This window comes from Pseudomonas putida (assembly GCF_002906855.1).
Lineage (GTDB): Bacteria > Pseudomonadota > Gammaproteobacteria > Pseudomonadales > Pseudomonadaceae > Aquipseudomonas > Aquipseudomonas putida_N.
This window is the reverse complement of record NZ_MINI01000028.1, coordinates 1,597,421-1,617,556: the sequence shown is the minus strand read 5'-3', so window position 1 is coordinate 1,617,556 and position 20,136 is coordinate 1,597,421. Positions and strand designations below refer to the sequence as shown.

18 protein-coding genes are annotated in these 20,136 nt (G+C 63.1%); 11 read left to right on the top strand and 7 right to left on the bottom strand.

Annotated elements, in window-relative coordinates; all coding sequences use genetic code 11:
- Window positions 1-73: 73 nt before the first annotated feature.
- On the bottom strand, window positions 74-1,096 hold the full coding sequence (locus BGP85_RS07825; protein WP_103446652.1) for an AraC family transcriptional regulator: 1,023 nt from the start codon (window positions 1,094-1,096) through the stop codon (window positions 74-76).
- Window positions 1,097-1,134: 38 nt separating this feature from the next.
- Window positions 1,135-1,998, bottom strand: coding sequence for a LysR substrate-binding domain-containing protein (locus BGP85_RS07820; protein ID WP_103446651.1), 864 nt, complete (start codon window positions 1,996-1,998; stop codon window positions 1,135-1,137).
- Between the two features lie 113 nt (window positions 1,999-2,111).
- On the opposite strand from BGP85_RS07820, the gene BGP85_RS07815 reads away from it, so the two are divergent.
- Window positions 2,112-3,218, top strand: a complete 1,107-nt coding sequence (locus BGP85_RS07815) for a 2-aminoethylphosphonate--pyruvate transaminase (protein WP_103446650.1) — start codon at window positions 2,112-2,114, stop codon at window positions 3,216-3,218.
- 34 nt (window positions 3,219-3,252) lie between these two features.
- On the top strand, window positions 3,253-4,080 hold the full coding sequence (gene phnX / locus BGP85_RS07810; protein WP_103446649.1) for a phosphonoacetaldehyde hydrolase: 828 nt from the start codon (window positions 3,253-3,255) through the stop codon (window positions 4,078-4,080).
- Between the two features lie 65 nt (window positions 4,081-4,145).
- Here the strand turns inward: phnX and BGP85_RS07805 are convergent, their stop codons facing one another.
- The gene (locus tag BGP85_RS07805) at window positions 4,146-4,706 is read right to left on the bottom strand and encodes an NADPH-dependent FMN reductase (RefSeq protein WP_103446648.1); all 561 of its coding nucleotides are present in this window, start codon (window positions 4,704-4,706) and stop codon (window positions 4,146-4,148) included.
- A gap of 158 nt (window positions 4,707-4,864) precedes the next feature.
- Here BGP85_RS07805 and BGP85_RS07800 point away from each other — a divergent pair, with 158 nt between their 5' ends.
- Window positions 4,865-5,083: a hypothetical protein gene (locus BGP85_RS07800; RefSeq protein ID WP_103446647.1), complete on the top strand. Its 219-nt coding sequence runs from the start codon at window positions 4,865-4,867 to the stop codon at window positions 5,081-5,083.
- On the opposite strand, the gene BGP85_RS07795 is transcribed toward BGP85_RS07800, so the two are convergent.
- The 4 genes from BGP85_RS07795 to BGP85_RS07780 all read right to left on the bottom strand — a co-directional run bounded on the left by BGP85_RS07795 (window position 5,067) and on the right by BGP85_RS07780 (window position 9,537).
- On the bottom strand, window positions 5,067-7,316 hold the full coding sequence (locus BGP85_RS07795) for an Orn/Lys/Arg family decarboxylase (RefSeq protein ID WP_103446646.1): 2,250 nt from the start codon (window positions 7,314-7,316) through the stop codon (window positions 5,067-5,069). The two genes, BGP85_RS07800 and BGP85_RS07795, sit on opposite strands and share 17 nt — an antisense overlap.
- Before the next feature lie 177 nt (window positions 7,317-7,493).
- Complete coding sequence (dnaQ, locus tag BGP85_RS07790; protein WP_103446645.1) at window positions 7,494-8,252, bottom strand: DNA polymerase III subunit epsilon; 759 nt, start codon at window positions 8,250-8,252, stop codon at window positions 7,494-7,496.
- Between the two features lie 51 nt (window positions 8,253-8,303).
- A complete protein-coding gene (gene rnhA / locus BGP85_RS07785) occupies window positions 8,304-8,750 on the bottom strand; it encodes a ribonuclease HI (RefSeq protein ID WP_103446644.1) in 447 nt (148 codons plus the stop codon).
- Between the two features lie 13 nt (window positions 8,751-8,763).
- A complete protein-coding gene (locus tag BGP85_RS07780; protein WP_103446643.1) occupies window positions 8,764-9,537 on the bottom strand; it encodes a class I SAM-dependent methyltransferase in 774 nt (257 codons plus the stop codon).
- A gap of 85 nt (window positions 9,538-9,622) precedes the next feature.
- Here BGP85_RS07780 and gloB point away from each other — a divergent pair, with 85 nt between their 5' ends.
- The 8 genes from gloB to BGP85_RS07740 all read left to right on the top strand — a co-directional run bounded on the left by gloB (window position 9,623) and on the right by BGP85_RS07740 (window position 20,050).
- Window positions 9,623-10,402, top strand: a complete 780-nt coding sequence (gene gloB / locus BGP85_RS07775; protein ID WP_103446642.1) for a hydroxyacylglutathione hydrolase — start codon at window positions 9,623-9,625, stop codon at window positions 10,400-10,402.
- Window positions 10,403-10,502: 100 nt separating this feature from the next.
- Window positions 10,503-11,927, top strand: a complete 1,425-nt coding sequence (locus BGP85_RS07770; protein ID WP_103446641.1) for a lytic transglycosylase domain-containing protein — start codon at window positions 10,503-10,505, stop codon at window positions 11,925-11,927.
- 139 nt (window positions 11,928-12,066) lie between these two features.
- Window positions 12,067-12,597, top strand: coding sequence for a hypothetical protein (locus BGP85_RS07765; protein WP_103446640.1), 531 nt, complete (start codon window positions 12,067-12,069; stop codon window positions 12,595-12,597).
- Window positions 12,598-12,701: 104 nt separating this feature from the next.
- Entirely contained in the window at window positions 12,702-14,531 is a 1,830-nt protein-coding gene (locus BGP85_RS07760) for an extracellular solute-binding protein (protein WP_219811522.1), read from the top strand.
- Window positions 14,528-16,354: an extracellular solute-binding protein gene (locus tag BGP85_RS07755; RefSeq protein ID WP_103446639.1), complete on the top strand. Its 1,827-nt coding sequence runs from the start codon at window positions 14,528-14,530 to the stop codon at window positions 16,352-16,354. The genes BGP85_RS07760 and BGP85_RS07755 overlap by 4 nt, the downstream gene beginning before the upstream one ends.
- A 1-nt stretch (window position 16,355) precedes the next feature.
- Window positions 16,356-17,429, top strand: coding sequence for a microcin C ABC transporter permease YejB (locus BGP85_RS07750; RefSeq protein WP_103446638.1), 1,074 nt, complete (start codon window positions 16,356-16,358; stop codon window positions 17,427-17,429).
- A 1-nt stretch (window position 17,430) separates the two neighbouring features.
- On the top strand, window positions 17,431-18,450 hold the full coding sequence (locus tag BGP85_RS07745; RefSeq protein ID WP_103446637.1) for an ABC transporter permease: 1,020 nt from the start codon (window positions 17,431-17,433) through the stop codon (window positions 18,448-18,450).
- Window position 18,451: 1 nt separating this feature from the next.
- Window positions 18,452-20,050 (top strand): ABC transporter ATP-binding protein, encoded by a 1,599-nt coding sequence (locus BGP85_RS07740; RefSeq protein ID WP_103446636.1) that lies wholly within the window; start codon window positions 18,452-18,454, stop codon window positions 20,048-20,050.
- The last annotated feature ends 86 nt before the right edge of the window (window positions 20,051-20,136 follow it).

The following is a 20,136-nucleotide window of genomic DNA, read 5'->3' as shown; positions in this document are numbered from 1 at the left end:
GAATCCTCAGGGTTGTTCGACCTGCCAGCCTGCTTCCATACGCTGGCGCCAGGAACACGGAATTAATCGCCCATCATCCCCCCGGACCACGTGACTGGATCAGCGCGCGATAGTGCCCTGGATTGCAACCGAACCATTTACGGAACGCCTTGTAGAACGAACTACTGTCGGCAAAGCCCAGGCGCACAGCGATATCGCCCAGCGCCGCGTCATGCTGGCTCAGCCAGGCGATCGCCAGCTCACGCCGCACACTGTCCTTCAACCCTTGGTAATTCTGCCCCTCTTCAGCCAGACGCCGGCGCAGGGTGGAGGGCGACAGGCACAACTGCCGCGCCAGGCTGTCGCCATCGGGCCAGTGGCTGGGGTCCTGGCGCAGCAGGTCGGTGCGAATACGCCGCCCGAGGCTGGCCGGGTCTCGGTACTTGACCAGGATGTTGCCCGGCGCCTCCGCCAGAAAGCGCTGCAGTTCCTCCTCGCTGCGTCGCAGCGGCAGCTCGAGGCAGTCGGCGGCGATGATCATGCGCGTTCGCGGGCGCTCAAATTGCAGGTTCTGCGAAAACATCACCCGGTAGTCGTCGCAGAACGGTGGCTCGCCACAGCGTAGATCGATGGCCAGGATCGGGATGCGCCGCCCGGCAAGCCAGCAGGCCACGCCATGCACGATCATCCAGAAGGTGAAATAGGTAAATGCGCGACGCGGCCGGTCGCGTGGCTCGTTGATGACGATTTCGGCCAGGCTCGCTTGGCGTACCAGGCTTGGCTGCAAGTCTTCGAGCATCAGCGAAAGAAACGCCAGCACGGTTTCCAGGCCGGCGCCCAAGGTCGGCTGCCCCATGCCAGCACGGCACATGAACGCCAGGCTGCCGCTGCGCAGACCGCGCGGGTCCATGGCGAAGAACTCATCGTTGCAGCGCCGCGCAAGCAAGCGCCAGAGCCGGGCATAGGAATCGGCACTGACCCGCGCCTCGGGCAGATGCAGGTGTTCGACAGCGATGCCTGCCCGCGCCAGCAAGCCGGTGTCTGGCTCGCCGGCGGGGCAGGTCTGCAGCAGTGCCTCACGTACCAGCTGCATGGAAATGGTGTCTTTTTCGCTCATAGGCATTCCATTTGCTGATGCAGGCATCTTAGGCTGGCTCAAAGGTTGGCCGCCAGGCCCAGGAACGCCTGGATCAGGCGCAGTTCGCGGCGCCGCTCCAGGCAGCCAACCATGTGCTGGTTGAGCAGGCCCTGGCCGTTCAGAGGCCGCGCCACCACCCGCGGATCATTGGCCACCTCGGTCGATGACACCACACCGATGCCCAACTCCGACGCCACCGCCTCGGTCACCGCCTCGCGGCTATCCAGCTCCAGCTGCACCCGCGGCTGCACGCCGGCAGCGTTGCAGGCCTTGTCGAAGGTGCGACGCGTCGTTGAACTGGGCTCACGCAGCACCATGATCTGCTGGTGCAGTTCTGCCAACGGCAGGTCGCTGTCCACCTGTGCCCAGGCGTGGCCGGCCGGCAGCAAGGCGCACAGGCGCGATTCGCAGAGGTTCTGCAGGTACAAGCCCTTGCGTGGCTCGATCTCGGTCAGCACCGCGACGTCGGCATGCTCGCTGAGCAATGCCGCCAAGGTCTCCTGGGCATTGCCCAGGCGCAGGTTGACGGTAATGCCCGGGTAGCGCTCACGCAGCAGCGCCAGCATCGGCATGACCCGGTGCGGGCCATCGGCCGCCACCTCCAGGCGCCCCGTCAGCAGCTGCCGGTTGGCTTCAAGCATGGCCTGGGCCTCTTCGGCCAAGCCGAACATGGCCCGGGTGATGGCTGCCAGGCGGGTGCCCTCCTCGGTCAGCTCGACCCGCCGCGCAGTACGCCGCAGCAGGGTGATCTGGTAGTGCTCCTCGAGTGCCTTGACGTGCCCGGTCACCGCCGGCTGGCTGATGAACAGGCGCGCGGCGGCGCGGGTAAAGCTGCCTTCACGGGCGACGGCATCGAAGGCGCGCAGCTGGAACAGATTCATATCTATCGGCCTGACTTATAGCTCGGATAACAACAAACAATTTGATTGATGAGAGCGGGAATTGCAACCTAGACCCCGTAGTTTCAGCCCACTGCTTGTGAGGAAAAAACGGAATGAGCAACGCCCCGATTCTGCTGACCCCCGGTCCCCTGACCACATCAATCCGCACCCGCCAAGCCATGCTCGTGGACTGGGGCTCCTGGGACCGCGATTTCAACCAACTGACCGCCAGCGTCTGCGAACAACTGCTGGCGATCATCGACGGCATCGCCAGCCACCACTGCGTGCCCCTGCAAGGCAGCGGCACCTTCGCCGTGGAAGCGGCCATCGGCACCCTGGTGCCACGTGACGGCAAGGTCCTGGTCCTGATCAACGGTGCCTACGGCCAGCGCCTGGCGAAGATCTGCAAAGTGCTGGGCCGCACCTACAGCACCTTTGAAACCGCCGAAGACCAGCCGACCACCGCCGCCGACGTCGACCGCCTGCTCGCCGCCGACCCGGCCATCACCCACGTGGCGCTGATCCACTGCGAAACCAGCACCGGCATCCTCAACCCGCTGCCGGAGATCGCCCAGGTGATCAAACGCCACGGCAAGCGCCTGATCATCGACGCCATGAGCTCGTTCGGTGCGCTGCCGATCGATGCCCGCCAAATCCCCTTCGAGGCGCTGATCGCCGCTTCCGGCAAATGCCTGGAAGGCGTGCCAGGCATGGGCTTCGTCTTCGCCGAGAAAACCGCCCTGGCCGCGGCTGAAGGCAATGCCCACTCGCTGGCCATGGACCTGCACGATCAGCACGCCTACATGGCCAAGACCGGCCAATGGCGCTTTACCCCACCGACCCACGTGGTCGCGGCCCTGCACGAAGCCCTGCAACAGTACAACGAGGAAGGCGGCCTGCCAGCACGCCATCAGCGTTACGCCAACAACTGCAAGACCCTGCTCGACGGCATGGCCGCCATTGGCCTGCGCAGCTTCCTGCCGGCCGAGATTCAGGCACCGATCATCGTCACCTTCCACGCGCCGAACGATGCCCGCTACCAGTTCAAGGACTTCTACGAGCGGGTCAAGGCCAAGGGCTTCATCCTTTACCCGGGCAAGCTGACCCAGGTCGAGACCTTCCGCGTCGGCTGCATCGGCGTGGTCGGAGCCGATGGCATGCAGGCCGCCGTCAATGCCGTGGCCGACGTGCTGCGGGAAATGGAAGTGCTGGACATCTAACCCTTTGCCCACCCGATTTCAGGAATCAGCGCACATGAACTACAGCAATCCTACCCAGCTGCAAGCCGCCATCCTCGATTGGGCTGGCACCGTGGTCGATTTCGGCTCCTTCGCCCCGACCCAGATCTTCGTCGAAGCCTTCGCCGAGTTCGACGTACAGGTGTCCATCGAAGAAGCCCGCGGCCCGATGGGCATGGGCAAATGGGACCACATCCGAACCCTGTGCGACGTGCCGGAGATCGCCGAGCGCTACCGCAAGGTGTTCGGCCGCACCCCGAGCGACGATGACGTCACCGCCATCTACAATCGCTTCATGCCACTGCAGATCGAGAAGATCGCCGTGCACTCGGCACTGATCCCCGGCGCCCTGGACACCCTCACCGGCTTGCGCCAGGACGGCCTGAAAATCGGCTCGTGCTCGGGCTACCCGAAGGTGGTGATGGACAAGGTGGTGGAGCTGGCAGCACAAAACGGCTACGTCGCCGACCACGTGGTGGCCACCGACGAAACCCCGAATGGCCGCCCATGGCCAGCCCAGGCCCTGGCCAACGTGATTGCCCTTGGGATCGATGATGTGGCGGCGTGCGTAAAGGTCGACGACACCGTTCCGGGCATCCTCGAAGGCCGCCGCGCCGGGATGTGGACCGTGGCCCTGGTGTGCTCGGGCAATGCCCTGGGGCTGACCTGGGAAGGTTACCAGGCGCTGAGTGCGGAGAAACTGGAAAGCGAGCGCAAGCGCATTCACCAACTGTTTGCTGGCTCGCGACCGCACTACCTGATCGACACCATCAACGACTTGCCAGAGGTAATTGCCGATATCAATCGCCGCCTGGCCAAGGGCGAGATGCCGCAGTCCTTCTGATAGATCGGTGCGTGGGCATTCGCGGGTTTACCCGCGAATGCGTCAGCTCAAGAAACAACGATGGCTCAGACCGCCCTGTTCAATTTCACCCAGGAAGCAAACTTGTCGATGAACCCCTGCAGGAACGGCCGGGTCTTGTCACTGAGCTTGCCACCTTCATCGAACAGACTGGCCGCCCCACCGATATACGCTTCGGGCATCTGCATGCAGGGCATGTCGAGGAACACCAGCGACTGGCGCAACGCATGATTGGCACCAAAGCCGCCAATGGCGCCCGGGGACACGCTCGCCACCGCCGCCGGCTTGCCACTCCAGGCACTCTGCCCGTAGGGCCGCGAACCCACGTCGATGGCGTTCTTCAGGCCGCCCGGTACCGAACGGTTGTACTCCGGGGTGACGAACAGCACCGCGTCGCTGCGGCGGATCTCATCACGAAAGCGCCTCCACGCCTCTGGCACGCCCTCGGCCTCGACATCCTCGTTGTACAGCGGCAGGTCACCGATCTCGACGATCTTCAGGGCAAGGCTGGACGGCGCCAGCTCCGAAAGTGCGCGGGCCACCTTGCGGTTGTAGGAGTCCTTGCGCAAGCTGCCGACGACAACCGCTACCGAATACACTTGGCTCATGGCGTGATCCATCCTTTGCTGGGAAAAGGGACGTCAGTAGTTATAGATGACCGTTCCTCGGCGGTCTGGATTTTTTTCCACCACACGAAAACTTCCAGGTATCTTTTACGGTCTATGTCTGCAGACATTTCCTACGTAATTCAGAGGTTTCTCCCCAAATGGCAGCAGTAATGGTCGGCCAATTCCACGCCCGTGACGCCGAAGGCCGTATCTACCCCGTCCACGAATTCCAGGAGTCCACCCTGCAGGCGGACGGCAGCGCACTGGGTGCCCCGATCACCACCTACCGCCTGGCCATCGGCGACCGCGTCAACCACCTGGGCGAAAACCGCTTCGAACTGGCGCAGTCCGGCGTCGAGATCATTCGCATTCCTTGATGCAGTCGACTGTATATTGGCCGCTTTCATTCTGCAGGCCATGCACATCGGCGACGAAGCCCGGGAAGCCAAGGTTGAAGGCCCGCGCGAACGCCAGGTAATCGAGGATAGAGCGGGTCGCTTCGGTGAACCGCTCGCCCGGCATAATCAGCGGAATACCCGGCGGGTACGGCACCAGCATCACCGCAGCAATCCTTCCCAGCAATGCTTCGATCGGCACAGCTTCCACTTCTGCGCGCACCATCTGGTCATAGGCCCGCGCTGGGCTCACGGCCACTTCCGGTAGTCGTGTGAACAAGCGCTTGAGCTGCTTGGCCGTGGCATTGGCACGGTAACAGTCATGCAACTGATCGCACAGGTCGCGCAGGCCCAGGCCTTGGTAACGCGCGGCATCGACTGCGACGACGCTCGGCAGGCAGGCACTGAGCGCCGTGTTGCCATCGTAATGGCGCTTGAACTCCAGCAGCTCGGTGAGCAGCGTGCTCCACTTACCCTTGGTGATGCCCATCGAGAACAGCACCAGGAAGCTGTATAGCCCGGTCTTCTCCACCACCAGCCCGCGCTCCCAGAGAAACTTGCTGACCACCGCCGCCGGTATGCCGTGTTCACCCAGTACGCCATCGGCGCTGAGCCCAGGCATCACCAAGGTCACCTTCAGCGGGTCGAGCAGGACGTAGTCGTCCGCCACTTCGCCAAAGCCATGCCATTCGGCCCCCGGCTGTAGCAACCAGTCCTGCGCCGCCAGGCGATGGATGCCCTCCGCCGCTGGCGGCTGCCAGATGCTGAACCACCAGTCCTCGGCGGCGATGTGCTCACGCAGGTTGGCCAGGGCGCGGCGGAAACTCAGGGCTTCGTCGAACATCTCTTGCAGCAGCGAGCGTCCGGCCGGGCCTTCCATCATGGCCGAAGCCACATCCAGCGAGGCGAGGATGCTGTATTGCGGCGAGGTGGAAATATGCATCATGAACGCTTCGTTGAAGCGGTCGCGATCCAGCTGGCGCTGGGCGCCGTTCTGCACGTGGATCATCGAAGCCTGGCTGAAGGCGGCCAGCAGCTTGTGAGTGGAATGGGTACTGAACACCAGCGGGCTGCTCTCGCTGCACGCGGTGCCCATGGCGTAGCGGCCCTCGAAGAATTCGTGGAACGCCGCATAGGCGAACCAGGCCTCGTCGAAGTGCAGCACCTCGACGCTGGCACCCAGCGCGTGCTTGATCAGCCCGGCGTTGTAACACAGCCCGTCGTAGGTTGAATTGGTCACCACCGCCAGCTTGATGCGCGGCTCCCGCCCTGCGGCCAACGGGTTGGCCCGGATCTTGGTTTGGATCGACTCAGGGCTGAACTCGCTGAGCGGAATCGGCCCGATGATGCCTAGCTCGTTGCGCTCCGGGCACAGGTAGATGGGGATCGCGCCGGTCATGATGATGGCGTGGACCACCGACTTGTGGCAGTTGCGGTCAACCAGTACCAGGTCATCGCGACCCACCATGGCATGCCAGACGATCTTGTTGGCAGTGGAGGTGCCATTGATCACGAAAAAGGTGTGATCAGCGCCGAAGTTGCGCGCTGCACGGGCCTCGGCCTGGGCCAGGGGGCCGGTGTGATCGAGCAGCGAGCCCAGCTCCGGCACTGAGACCGACAAGTCCGAACGCAGGGTGTTTTCGCCAAAGAACTGGTGGAATGCCTGGCCCACCGGGCTCTTGCGGTAGGCCACGCCGCCGCCGTGTCCGGGTGTGTGCCATGAGTAGTTGGACTGGGCGGTGTGCTGCACCAGGGCCTTGAAGAACGGCGGCAGCAACCCGTCGAGGTAGTTGTGCGCGGCGCGCGCCACCTGGCGGGCGAGGAATGGCACGGTGTCTTCGAACAGGTAGAGGATGCCACGCAGCTGGTTGAGCTCGCTCATGGCCTCGGCAGGGGCGTTTTCCAGGGTGACCTGTTCGCCCAGGGCGAAGATCGGCAGGTCCGGTGCACGCAGGCGGGCCAGGCGGATCAGCTCGGCCATATTCTGCAGCAAGTGAATGTTGTCACCGACGCCTTCGGCGGCGATCAGCATGCAGGCCAGGCCGTGGTGGGTGGTGGCGACCAGGCGCGCCTCGGTGTGATCGGCAGCCTTGATGATGGCGAAGCCGTCCTGGCTCAACTCCTCGGCAATGCCGCGGATGCGCTCGCCGGCAACGCTGTCGGCCTTGATCGCACGGTGGACGATGAGGATGGGGAACTTGAGGTCCTTGTACATCCGGCTACTACCCTCGCAGGACTTGTTGTCCTGTTAAGGGTAGTTGGCCTTGTGCTGCCTGTACCGGCCTCTTCGCGGGGCAAGCCCGCTCCTACAGAATTATCAGTGAACCTGAGAGAGATGACATTTCTCTAGGAGCGGGCTTGCCCCGCGAAAGGGCCGTAACAGGCTCATCGATCAGCCAGCAGGCGTCTCGGTCAGGGCTTGCCACATTGATGGCCCACCCGCCGACTTGGCCACCGCCGCCAGCCGCTCGGCATGCGCCTCCAGCTCTTCGGCAGACGCCATGATCACTCGCCCAGGCGCACGCCCGACGATGCGGCGGATTTCGCTACCACCAGCGCCCTGCCCGTCACCATCAGCGTCGGCCCCGTGCCCAGCCAGCGACAGGCTGGTCTGGCCACCGGTCATCGCCAGGTAGACGTCCGCCAGCAATTCGGAGTCGAGCAACGCGCCGTGCAGTTCACGGCCAGAGTTGTCGATGTCGTAGCGTTTGCACAGCGCATCGAGGCTGTTGCGCTGCCCCGGGTGACGGGCACGGGCCAGCAGCAGGGTATCGAGGATGGTGCAGTGGTTGGCGATGTCGGCGCGGTCGTCCTGCCCCAGCAAGGCGAATTCGTTGTTGATGAAGCCGACGTCGAACGCCGCGTTGTGGATGACCAGGGTGGCGCCCTGGATGAATTCGAAGAACTCTTCGGCCACATCGGCGAAGCGCGGCTTGCCGACCAGGAACGCATCAGTAATGCCGTGCACGTTGATGGCGCCCTCGTCACTTTCGCGGTCGGGCTGCAGGTAGACGTGGAAGTGCCGCCCGGTCAGGCGCCGGCCCATGACCTCGACACAGCCGATCTCGATGATCCGGTGGCCTTCGCTGACCGGCATACCGGTGGTTTCGGTATCGAGAATGACCAGGCGTTTATCTTGCTGCTGCTCCACGCGGGGCGCTCCAACTTGCATCAGTTACAAAGGCGGCGATTGTACCGCAGCTCAACGCTTGGCGCGCACTTCCTCGACGCCGCGGTTGGCCAGCTGGTCGGCGCGTTCGTTGCCGGGGTGGCCGATGTGCCCCCGCACCCACTTCCAGGTGACCTTGTGGCGATTGACCTGCTCGTCGAGCAGTTGCCACAGGTCAGCGTTCTTCACTGGCTCCTTGGCCGCAGTCTTCCAGCCACGCTTCTTCCAGTTGGTCATCCACTCGTTGATGCCCTTCATCACGTACTGCGAGTCGGTGGTCAGCACCACGTCGCATTCACGCTTGAGCGCCATCAGCCCTTGAATCGCGGCCATCAGTTCCATGCGGTTGTTGGTGGTTTCGCGCTCGCCGCCCCACAGTTCCTTCTCGACGCCCTTGAAGACCAGCAGGACGCCCCAGCCGCCTGGGCCGGGGTTGCCCTTGCAGGCGCCATCGGTATACATCTCGACGCTATCGCTCATGTACCACTCATGTTCAGTGCTTTTCGGTATCCGGGTTGGCGGTGGTACGGTTGACCTTGGCCAGCGGCAGCGGCAGCAGCTTGCCCATCGGCTCGCGGCGCACCTGGCGCAACGGCCGCAGGCCGACCACCATCTTGCGCGCCACCAGCAGGTAGACCCCGCCGCCAGCACACTGCCAGCCCCCCGCCATCCGTTCCCAGCCTGCCAGGCGTTGCTGCCAGGCCGGCGAAGTGAGCGGCGGACGATAGCACCCGAAGCGGCGTTTCTCCAGCGCGAAGCCCAGCAGATTGAGCCAGTCACCGACCCGTGACGGCGAGATGCAGCGCGCCTTGCGCAGGGCACCATGGCTGAAGAAATGGCGCACGCCCCAGCCGCTCCAGGGGTTGATGCCGACGATCAGCAGGTGCCCGCCAGGGCGCACCGCGCTGGCTGCCTCGCGCAGCAGGCCATGGGGCGACAGGCTGAAGTCCAGGCCATGCTGCAGCACCACCACGTCGGCGGCGTGCTCGCTCAAGGGCCAGGCCTGTTCCTCGCAGACGATCTCCACCCCCGGCAGCGGTGCGCCAAGGCGCACGTTGCGCTGCACCTGAGGCGCGCTGGGCGGCGCCTCGGCACAGGGGCCATAGTGCACGAGGTAGCCACCGAAGAAGCGCCCGAGCTCCTCTTCCAGCAGTTTTTCCTCTTCCTTCAACATCAGTTGGCCGAGTGGGCCGTTGAACCACTCACGGGCCAGTCTGATCAGCTCGACCCACTCCGGGTCGGCCTGAGCAAAGGCTTGGTCGGTCATTGCGCTCTCCCTCGAAGGTTCTCGCACCGCGCCATCGCGGCTAAGATGCCCTCATGTGCCACGCCAGGCGATACGGATCCGCACCATGATACAGATCGACGCTCTACCCGCTTTCTCCGACAACTACATCTGGTTGTTACAGGATACTGCCAAACGCCGTTGCGCGGTGGTCGACCCCGGTGAAGCCGGCCCGGTGGAGGCCTGGCTGGCCGCCCACCCCGGCTGGGTGCTGGACACCATCATGGTGACCCACCACCACCATGACCATGTCGGCGGTGTCGAACGCCTCAAGCAGCAGACCGGTGCCAGCGTCTGCGGCCCGGCCCAAGAACAGATTCCGGGCCGCGACCTGGCGCTGGACGAGGGCGACCAGGTCAACGTGCTGGGCGTGGTCTTCCAGGTACTGGCCGTACCGGGACACACCCTGGGACATATCGCCTACTTCAGCGACCAGCCGACAACACCGCTGCTGTTCTGTGGCGACACCTTGTTCGCCGCCGGCTGCGGTCGCATGTTCGAAGGCACGCCGGAACAGATGCAGCCCGCCCTCGCCCGGCTGGCGGCGCTGCCGGAGCAGACCGAAGTCTATTGCACCCACGAATACACCTTGAGCAACCTGCGCTTTGCCAAGGCCGTGGAGCCCACCAACCCGCACGTTCTGCAGCGGTTCGAAAACGTTACCCGGTTGCGCGCCGAAAATCGCATCACCTTGCCATCAACGATCGGTCTCGAGCGCCTGACCAACCCCTTCCTGCGTACCGCTGAAACATTAGTTAAACAAAAAGCAGACGAATGGAAGGGACATTCAAACGACTCGCAGGTCACTGTTTTTGCTGCTTTGAGGTCTTGGAAGGACACCTTCTGATAACCTCAAGATATATCGCAGAGGGTTCACAACGGTTGACCCAGGAGGGTGCGGTTTCTAGAATCGCCGAAATTTTTCGCCCGGAAACCTGTCTCAGCCGATGTCTTCCCGTAGCCGCAGAAACGCTCATTCAGTCGCCCTGACGCGCCTGGCCCAAATCAGTGCGCTGGCGCTGGCCGCCACCCTGGTGGGCTGCCAGAGCACCCGTCAGCTCGACGAAGCCGACAGCGTTCGCGCGCACACCTACCAGGCACGGATCAAGCACAAGCCCTCGCCGCTGGCGGTCAAACCGGCCGAACCGCCGCAGGACGTGTGGGAGCGCATGCGCCAGGGCTTTGCCCTGCAGGACAACATCGACGTCAACCCGCGCATCGAGCAGCAGCGCCTGTGGTTCGCCAGCAACCCGACGTTCCTCGAGAGCGCCGGCGAGCGCGGCAGCCTCTACCTGCACTACATTGTCGAGCGCCTCGAAGAACGCGACATGCCGCTGGAGCTCGCGCTACTGCCGGCAATCGAGAGCGCCTACAACCCAATGGCCTACTCGCGCGCCAGCGCGGCGGGCATGTGGCAGTTCATGCCGGCCACCGGTCGCCATTTCAACCTGCGCCAGACCAACTTCTACGATGGCCGTCGTGACATCACTGCGTCGACCAACGCCGCACTGGACTACCTGACCCGCCTGCACGACATGTTCAACGGCGACTGGCTGCTGGCCCTGGCGGCCTACAATGCAGGGGAAGGCACCGTCAGCCGTGCCATCGAGCGCAACGAAAAGCTCGGCCTGCCCACCGATTACTGGAACCTGCCACTGCCACAGGAAACCCGTGACTACGTACCCAAGCTGCTGGCACTGTCGCAGGTGGTCTCCACGCCTGAAGCCTATGGTGTGAACCTTACCCCCATCGCCAACGAACCCTACTTCGAAGCGGTGGCCATCAATGATCGCCTCGACCTGTCGCGGGTCGCCGCCTTCGCCAACATCGACGAAGACGAACTGATCCAGCTCAACCCGGCCTTCAAGAAACGCATGACCGTGGATGGCCCCAAGCAGCTGCTGGTGCCGACCGCCAAGGCTCAACTGCTCAGCGACAGCCTGTCCAACCTCAAGCCCGAGCAGCTGGTCAGCCTGCAGCCGAACAAGGCCGTGTTCGCTGCCGCCGTGGCCGAAGCCACGGCGCCTGCCGCGCGCAGCTACCGGGTCAAGCGAGGCGACAGCCTGAGCAGCATCGCCAAGGCCAACCGCGTTGCGGTCAAGGACATCCAGCGCTGGAACAAACTGCCGGGCAACCGCCTGAAAGCCGGTCAGGTCCTGGCCCTGCGCGGCGGCAACGCGCCGAGCGCCGCAGGCAACCGCGTGGCTGCCTCGGGGCAGCGCTCCACCCAGTACAAGGTACGCAAGGGTGATTCGCTGTACCTGGTTGCCAAACGTTTCAATGTCGAGATGAAGCACCTCAAACGCTGGAACCCACGCAGCGGTCATGCGCTGAAACCGGGCCAAACCCTGACGGTTTATCTATCTCGCTAAGTCACCCTGTTGCCTCTTCCAAGACGCAGGCTCATCTGTCGCCAAGACTGTAATCGGGCCCGCTGTCATATCTATGTACCTCACGACTTGGTGACGCGCGGTGATCATGCAACCTCACATCACAAGCGAGGATCACCTGATGAGCACGCCGCGTGAACTGTTCGACAAAAACATCTTTCAAGCTTTCACGTTTGACCGCATAGACTATGCCAGCCAGGGAAGAGTGGGAGTCAACCCTTCGATCGATCTTGATCTGTACGCACTGAAGTTTAATGATCCCGCATTCCGGATCGAACAGTCGACCGAACACCTGGAATCCAATGGTGGCCTCTACACGGGGCCAGTCACTGATTCGTTTTTCTACCACAACCGATACTCCCGCGGTGTCGTTCTGGACGATATCGAACCCGAGAATCACAGCTACCTGCACTACGCTTTACCGGTCGGGCCGGCAGTAACCCATGAATGGTTCGGGCAGTCCGTGACGTTCAACGATATTCCTGGGCAAATGAATGTACTGCGTATCAGCCGACGTAATCGTAAAGCCCCAACACGCGCCTCACGCGACACATATTGGAAACTATTCGATCAGAACGGCGCCGAATACAGGGTCAAATTCACCGCCGCTGATAATGGCAATGTAATCGGCGTCGCACGCTACAGCGGCTGAGACCCACCTCGAAACAGAGCGCCTCAGCAGCGCTCTTTTTCCAACCCCGCCAAGCTGTTACTGTACCCCGACCAAAGCCCAACGCCTCTGGATCGGATGCCGACTTGATACGTCCCCTCCTGCTGTCATTCAGCCTGGCCTTGAGCTTCCCCGCCGTCGCGATGGTGAGCGAAAGCCACGGATACGCGCAGTTCGGCACGCTCAAGTACCCAGCCACATTCACCCACTTCGACTGGGTCAACCCGCAAGCGCCCAAGGGCGGTACCTTGCGGGCCATGGCATTCGGCACCTTCGACACGCTCAACCCCTACACCTTCAAGGGCACCAGCCCGGTCACCACGCCGAACTTCCTGCAGTATGGCATCAGCGAGCTGAACGAAACGCTGATGGTCGGCACCGGCCAGTACGACCCGTCCGGTGACGAGCCCACCTCCAGCTATGGCCTGATCGCCCGTTCGGTGGAGTACAGCGAAGACCGCAGCTGGGTGGTGTTCAACCTGCGCCCGGAAGCCCGCTGGCATGACGGCGCGCCGATCACCGCCGCCGACGTGGCATTCTCGTACCGTACCCTGCTCAAGCAAGGGCACCCGATCTACCGCACCAATCTGCAGGAGGTGCAGCGCGTCGACATCCTCGGCCCGCTGCGCGTCCGTTTCGTCTTCAAGCGCGCCGGCAACCCACTGCTGATCCTGCGCCTGGGCGAAATGCCGGTATTGCCCAAGCACTACTGGCAAAAGCGTGACTTCGAGGCCACCACCTTCGAACCACCGCTGGGCAGCGGGCCGTATCGCATCACCCAGGTGGAACCTGGCCGACGCCTGGTGTTCGAGCGGGTGAAGAACTACTGGGGCAAGGACCTGGCGGTGAACCGCGGCAAGTACAATTTCAACCGCGTCGAGTACGAGTTCTACCGCGATGCCACCGTGGCCTTCGAAGCGTTCAAGGCCGGTGAGTTCGACATCTATATCGAGCACCAGGCGAAAAACTGGGCCAATGGCTACAACTTCCCGGCCGTGCGCCGTGGCGAGGTGATCAAGGCGCAGATCCCGCACCGCATCCCCACCCAGACCCAGGGCCTGTTCATGAACAGCCGCCGGGCCACCTTCAGCGACCCCAGGGTGCGCCAGGCGCTGGGCCTGATGCTCGATTTCGAGTGGACCAACCGGGCGCTGTTCAGCAGCGCGTACCGCCGTGCCACCAGCTACTACCCCAACAGCGAGCTCGCCGCCAGCGGCGTGCCCACCGGTAAGGAATGGCTGCTGCTGGCACCGTTCCGTGACCAGCTGCCCGACAAGCTGTTCACCCAGCCCTACCAGGTCAGCCACACCGACGGGCGCGGCATTGGCCGCCAGACCCTGCGCCAAGCGCTGGGCCTGCTCAATCAGGCTGGCTGGAAGCTCGACGGCCAGCGCCTGGTCAACGCCAAGGGCCAACCGTTCAGCATGGAGCTGCTGCTGGTGAACCCAAGCCTCGAACGCATCCTGCAACCTTATGTCGAAAACCTGGCCAGCATCGGTATCGATGCGCGCTTGCGCACGGTGGACCGTGCCCAGTACAAACAACGCCTGGACCAGTTCGACTTCGACATGATCCTGATGACCTTGAACCAGACCTTGAGCCCGGGCCTCGAACAGTGGCTGTACTTTCATTCCAGCCAGGCCTCGACCAAAGGCAGCAAGAACTATGCAGGGGTCAAGGACCCGGTGGTCGACCACCTGCTCAACACTTTGCTGGCCGCACGCACCCGCGACGATCAGGTCGCCGCCGCCCGCGCCCTGGACCGCGTGCTCTCATGGCAGTACTACATGATCCCCAACTGGTACCTCGACAATCACCGCCTGGCCTACCGCAACCGGTTCGCCTTCATCACCACGCCGCCCTACACCCTCGGGCTGAATACCTGGTGGATAAAGCCTTCGGAGAAAGCCCAATGAAGCCGACGCTACGCCTGGCCTGCAGCCTGCTGTTCGCCTGCCTGAGCCTGCCCGCGCTGGCTGCGCCGCAACACGCGCTGACTTTGTACGACGAGCCGCCGAAATACCCGGCCGACTTCAAGCACTTCGACTACGTCAACCCCGACGCGCCCAAGGGCGGCACCTTCCGTCAGTCCAGCTTCGGTGGCTTCGACAGCCTCAACCCGTTCATCAACAAAGGCATCTCGGCTGACAACGTCAGCATCATCTACGACACCCTGATGCGTCAGAGCCAGGATGAGCCGTTCACCGAATACGGCCTGGTCGCCGGCAAGATCGAGAAGGCCCCGGACAACAGCTGGGTGCGCTTCTACCTGCGCCCCGAGGCACGCTTCCACGATGGCCACCCGATGCGTGCCGAAGACGTGGTATTCACCTTCAACACCCTGATCAAGGACGGCGCCCCGCTGTACCGCCAGTACTACGGGGATGTGGCTGAAGTGGTCGCAGAAGACCCACTTAAGGTGCTGTTCAAGTTCAAGCACAACAATAACCGCGAGCTGCCGCTGATTCTCGGCCAGCTGCCGGTGCTGCCCAAGCATTGGTACGAAGCCCGCGAATTCACCCGTGGCAACCTCGAACCGCCGCTTGGCAGCGGCCCGTACAAGGTCGCCGAGGTCAAGGCCGGGCGCTCGATCCGCTACGAGCGGGTCAAGGATTACTGGGCCAAGGACCTGCCGATCAACCGCGGGTTCTACAACTTCGACGCCATGACCTTCGATGTCTACCGTGACAACAACGTGGCGCTGGAGGCACTCAAGGCCGGGGCCTTCGACTACGAACTGGAGATGAGCGCGAAGAACTGGGCGACCGCGTACGACGTTCCCGCCGTACGCGATGGCCGCCTGATAAAGGAAGAAATACCCAACGGCAACCCGGTGGGCATGCAAGGCTTCGTCTTCAACCTGCGCAAGCCGGTGTTCCAGGACGTGCGTGTACGCAAGGCACTCAGCCTGTTGTTCGACTTCGAATGGACCAACAAGCAGCTGTTCAACGGCGCCTACATTCGCACCGACAGTTACTTCGAGAACTCCGAAATGGCCGCCAGTGGCCTGCCCTCGCCGGCCGAGCTGAAAATCCTCGAACCGCTGCGCGGCAAGGTCCCCGAGCAGGTGTTCACCGAGGCCTTCGCCAACCCGACCAGCGACGGCAGCGGGATGATCCGCGAGCAACAGCGCCAGGCCTACAAGCTCCTTCAGGAAGCCGGCTGGAAGATCGTCGACGACAAGATGGTCGACAAGGATGGCAAACCGGTCAGCATCGAGTTCCTGCTGGCACAGACCCAGTTCGAACGCGTGCTGCTGCCGTTCAAGCGCAACCTCGCCGACTTAGGGATAGGCTTCGAGATCCGCCGCGTGGACGTCTCGCAATACATCAACCGCCTGCGCTCGCGTGACTTCGACATGATCGTTGGCGGCTTTGCGCAATCCAATTCGCCCGGCAACGAACAGCGCGAGTTCTGGTCCAGCTCTGCCGCCGACAACCCCGGCAGCCGCAACTTCATCGGCCTGCGCGACCCGGCCATCGATCAACTGGTGGAGGAACTGATCAATGCCGACTCGCGCCAGAGCCTGATCGACCACTGCCGCGCCCTCGACCGCGTGCTGCAATGGGGTTACTACGTGGTGCCCAACTGGCATATCAAGACCAATCGGGTGGCCTACTGGAACCACATCGGCCACCCCAAGGTATCGCCCAAGTATGACGTCGGCATCGACACCTGGTGGGTCAAACCAGACGTGACACCAGCGGTCACCGAAGCCCCTGCGGACGAGGCCAACTGACATGCTGGCCTATATCCTGCGCCGCCTGCTGCTGATCATCCCGACCCTGTTCGGCATCCTGATCATCAACTTCATCATCGTCCAGGCCGCCCCCGGCGGCCCGGTGGAGCAGATGATCGCCAAGCTCGAAGGCTTCGAGGGCGCCACCAGCCGCATCGCTGGCGGCGGCGCCGAAGTTTCGGTGGCCGGTTCCAACTACCGCGGCGCCCAGGGCCTGGACCCGGCGCTGATCGCCGAGATCGAGCATATGTACGGCTTCGACAAGTCAGCGCCCGAACGCCTGTGGATCATGGTCAAGAACTACGCCACCCTGGACTTCGGCAACAGCTTCTTCCGTGACGCCAAGGTCATCGACCTGATCGCCGAGAAGATGCCGGTGTCGATCTCGCTGGGGCTGTGGAGCACGCTGATCATGTACCTGGTGTCGATCCCGCTGGGCATCGCCAAGGCCGTGCGCCACGGCAGCCACTTCGACGTCTGGACCAGCTCGGCGATCATCGTCGGCTACGCCATCCCGGCGTTCCTGTTCGCCATCCTGCTGATCGTGCTGTTCGCCGGTGGCAGTTACTTCGACTGGTTCCCGCTGCGCGGCCTGACCTCGAACAACTTCGAGGAGCTGTCCACCACGGGCAAGGTGCTCGATTACTTCTGGCACCTGGTGCTGCCGATCACCGCCCTGGTGATCGGCAACTTCGCCACCATGACCCTGCTGACCAAGAACAGCTTCCTCGACGAGATCAACAAGCAGTACGTGGTTACCGCCAAGGCCAAGGGCCTGAGCCGGCCGCGCGTGCTGTATGGGCATGTGTTCCGCAATGCCATGCTGCTGGTGATCGCCGGCTTCCCGTCGGCGTTCATCGGCATCTTCTTCACCGGCTCCCTGCTGATCGAGGTGATCTTCAGCCTCGATGGCCTGGGCCTGATGAGTTTCGAAGCGGCCATCAACCGCGACTACCCGGTGGTCTTCGGCACCCTGTTCATCTTCACCCTGCTCGGGCTGGTGGTGAAGCTGATCGGCGACCTGACCTACACCCTGGTCGATCCACGCATCGACTTTGCCAGCCGGGAGCACTGACATGGCCCTGTCCCCCCTCAACCGCCGGCGCTTCGAGCGTTTCAAGGCCAACCGCCGAGGCTGGTGGTCACTGTGGCTGTTCCTGATCCTGTTCGGCCTGAGCCTGGGCGCCGAGCTGATCGCCAACGACAAACCGATTGCCGTGCGCTACGACGGCTCGTGGTACTTCCCGGCATTCAAGCGCTACCCGGAAACCACCTTCGGCGGTGAATTCCCGCTGGAAGCCAACTACAAGAGCCCGTACATCCGCGACCTGCTGGAGAAGAAAGACAGCTTCGTGGTCTGGGCGCCGATCCCGTTCAGCTACCAGAGCATCAATTACGACCTGCGCGTACCGGCTCCGGCGCCGCCCTCGGCGGACAACTGGCTGGGTACCGACGACCAGGGCCGCGACGTGCTGGCGCGAGTGATCTACGGCTTCCGCGTGTCGGTGCTGTTCGCACTCACCCTGACCGTGCTCAGTTCCATCGTCGGCGTCATTGCTGGCGCCCTGCAGGGTTTCTACGGCGGCTGGGTGGACCTGGCCGGGCAGCGCTTCCTGGAAATCTGGTCCGGCCTGCCGGTGCTGTACCTGCTGATCATCCTCGCCAGCTTCGTGCAGCCCAACTTCTGGTGGCTGCTGGGTATCATGCTGCTGTTCTCGTGGATGAGCCTGGTGGACGTGGTACGCGCGGAGTTCCTGCGCGGGCGCAACCTTGAATACGTGCGCGCGGCCCGAGCCCTGGGCATGCGCAACGGCGCGATCATGTACCGGCACATCCTGCCCAATGCCATGATCTCGACCATGACCTTCATGCCGTTCATCCTCACCGGTGCCATCGGCACCCTTACCGCGCTGGACTTCCTCGGCTTCGGCCTGCCCCCCGGCGCACCGTCGCTGGGCGAGTTGGTGGCGCAAGGCAAGTCCAACCTGCAAGCCCCGTGGCTGGGCATCAGCGCCTTCGCCGTGCTGGCGATCATGCTGAGCCTGCTGGTGTTCATCGGCGAATCCGCCCGCGATGCCTTCGACCCGAGGAAGTGAAATGAGCGAACAGAACCTGATCGAAGTGCGCGACCTGGCGGTGGAGTTTGTCACCGGCGAGCAGGTCAACCGGGTGGTCGACGGCATCAGCTTCGACATCCGCAAGGGCGAGACCCTGGCCCTGGTCGGCGAAAGCGGCTCGGGCAAATCCGTCACCGCGCACTCGATCCTGCGCCTGCTGCCCTACCCCCTGGCCCGCCACCCCAGGGGCAGCATCCGCTATGAAGGCAAGGACCTGCTGCAGCAGAACGAGAAGACCCTGCAACGTATTCGCGGCAATCGCATCGCGATGATCTTCCAGGAACCGATGACCTCGCTGAACCCACTGCACTGCATCGAGAAGCAGATCAACGAAATCCTCCTGCTGCACAAGGGCCTGACCGGCAAGGAAGCCACAGCGCGCACGCTTGAGCTGTTGGAAATGGTCGGCATCCCTGAACCGCGCAAGCGCCTGAAGGCCCTGCCTCACGAACTGTCCGGCGGCCAGCGTCAGCGGGTAATGATCGCCATGGCCCTGGCCAACGAGCCGGAGCTGCTGATTGCCGACGAGCCGACCACGGCGCTGGATGTGACTGTGCAGTTGAAGATCCTCGACCTGTTGAAAAAGCTGCAGGCAAAGTTAGGGATGGCCTTGCTGCTGATCAGCCACGACCTCAACCTGGTACGGCGCATCGCCCACCGCGTGTGCGTGATGCAACACGGGCAGATCGTCGAACAGGCCGAGTGCGCCACGCTGTTCAGTGCCCCGCAGCATCACTACACGCAGATGCTGATCAATGCCGAGCCCAGCGGGTTGCCGGCGCATAACCCGGTAGGGGCGCCGCTGCTGGAGGTGAATGACCTGAAAGTCTGGTTCCCGATCAAGAAGGGGCTGCTGCGCAAGACGGTTGACCACGTGAAGGCGGTGGACGGGATCAACTTCAGCCTGCCCCAGGGGCAGACGCTGGGGATTGTTGGCGAATCCGGGTCAGGCAAGTCGACTCTGGGGCTGGCGATTCTGCGGTTGATCTCCAGCCAAGGCGGTATCCGCTTTCATGGCCAACAGCTCGAAGGGATGAACCAGAAGGCAGTGCGGCCGCTGCGGCGGGAAATGCAGGTGGTGTTCCAGGACCCCTTTGGCAGCCTGAGCCCGCGCATGTGTGTGGCGGATATCGTCGGCGAAGGGCTGCGGATTCACAAGATCGGCACGCCGGAGGAACAGGAAGCCGCAATCGTTGCGGCGCTGGAGGAAGTGGGGCTGGACCCGCGCACTCGCCATCGCTACCCCCATGAGTTTTCCGGTGGTCAGCGCCAGCGGATCGCCATTGCCCGCGCGTTGGTGTTGAAGCCGGCGCTGATCCTGCTGGATGAGCCGACCTCAGCGCTGGACCGCACGGTGCAGCGTCAGGTGGTGGAATTGCTGCGCAATCTGCAGGCCAAGTACAACCTGACATACCTGTTCATCAGCCATGACCTGGCGGTGGTGAAGGCGCTAAGCCACCAGTTGATGGTGATCAAGCATGGGCATGTGGTGGAGCAAGGCGATGCGCGGGAGATCTTCCATGCGCCGCAACACGTTTATACGAAACAATTGTTGCAAGCGGCATTTTTGGGGGAGTGATACGGGGGCCTGCCTGCAGAATGCATGAAGCTCTATTAGATCGAGCGCCTCGCGGACGGCGCTCGATCTCAGCTACTCTGCAAAAA

Excerpts from the sequence above, each read along its gene's own strand:
- BGP85_RS07825 (WP_103446652.1), bottom strand. The coding sequence starts at position 1,096 with ATGAGCGAAAAAGACACCATTTCCATGCAGCTGGTACGTGAGGCACTG.
- BGP85_RS07820 (WP_103446651.1), bottom strand. The coding sequence starts at position 1,998 with ATGAATCTGTTCCAGCTGCGCGCCTTCGATGCCGTCGCCCGTGAAGGC.
- BGP85_RS07815 (WP_103446650.1), top strand. The coding sequence starts at position 2,112 with ATGAGCAACGCCCCGATTCTGCTGACCCCCGGTCCCCTGACCACATCA.
- phnX (WP_103446649.1), top strand. The coding sequence starts at position 3,253 with ATGAACTACAGCAATCCTACCCAGCTGCAAGCCGCCATCCTCGATTGG.
- BGP85_RS07805 (WP_103446648.1), bottom strand. The coding sequence starts at position 4,706 with ATGAGCCAAGTGTATTCGGTAGCGGTTGTCGTCGGCAGCTTGCGCAAG.
- BGP85_RS07800 (WP_103446647.1), top strand. The coding sequence starts at position 4,865 with ATGGCAGCAGTAATGGTCGGCCAATTCCACGCCCGTGACGCCGAAGGC.
- BGP85_RS07795 (WP_103446646.1), bottom strand. The coding sequence starts at position 7,316 with ATGTACAAGGACCTCAAGTTCCCCATCCTCATCGTCCACCGTGCGATC.
- rnhA (WP_103446644.1), bottom strand. The coding sequence starts at position 8,750 with ATGAGCGATAGCGTCGAGATGTATACCGATGGCGCCTGCAAGGGCAAC.
- BGP85_RS07780 (WP_103446643.1), bottom strand. The coding sequence starts at position 9,537 with ATGACCGACCAAGCCTTTGCTCAGGCCGACCCGGAGTGGGTCGAGCTG.
- gloB (WP_103446642.1), top strand. The coding sequence starts at position 9,623 with ATGATACAGATCGACGCTCTACCCGCTTTCTCCGACAACTACATCTGG.
- BGP85_RS07770 (WP_103446641.1), top strand. The coding sequence starts at position 10,503 with ATGTCTTCCCGTAGCCGCAGAAACGCTCATTCAGTCGCCCTGACGCGC.
- BGP85_RS07765 (WP_103446640.1), top strand. The coding sequence starts at position 12,067 with ATGAGCACGCCGCGTGAACTGTTCGACAAAAACATCTTTCAAGCTTTC.
- BGP85_RS07755 (WP_103446639.1), top strand. The coding sequence starts at position 14,528 with ATGAAGCCGACGCTACGCCTGGCCTGCAGCCTGCTGTTCGCCTGCCTG.
- BGP85_RS07750 (WP_103446638.1), top strand. The coding sequence starts at position 16,356 with ATGCTGGCCTATATCCTGCGCCGCCTGCTGCTGATCATCCCGACCCTG.
- BGP85_RS07745 (WP_103446637.1), top strand. The coding sequence starts at position 17,431 with ATGGCCCTGTCCCCCCTCAACCGCCGGCGCTTCGAGCGTTTCAAGGCC.
- BGP85_RS07740 (WP_103446636.1), top strand. The coding sequence starts at position 18,452 with ATGAGCGAACAGAACCTGATCGAAGTGCGCGACCTGGCGGTGGAGTTT.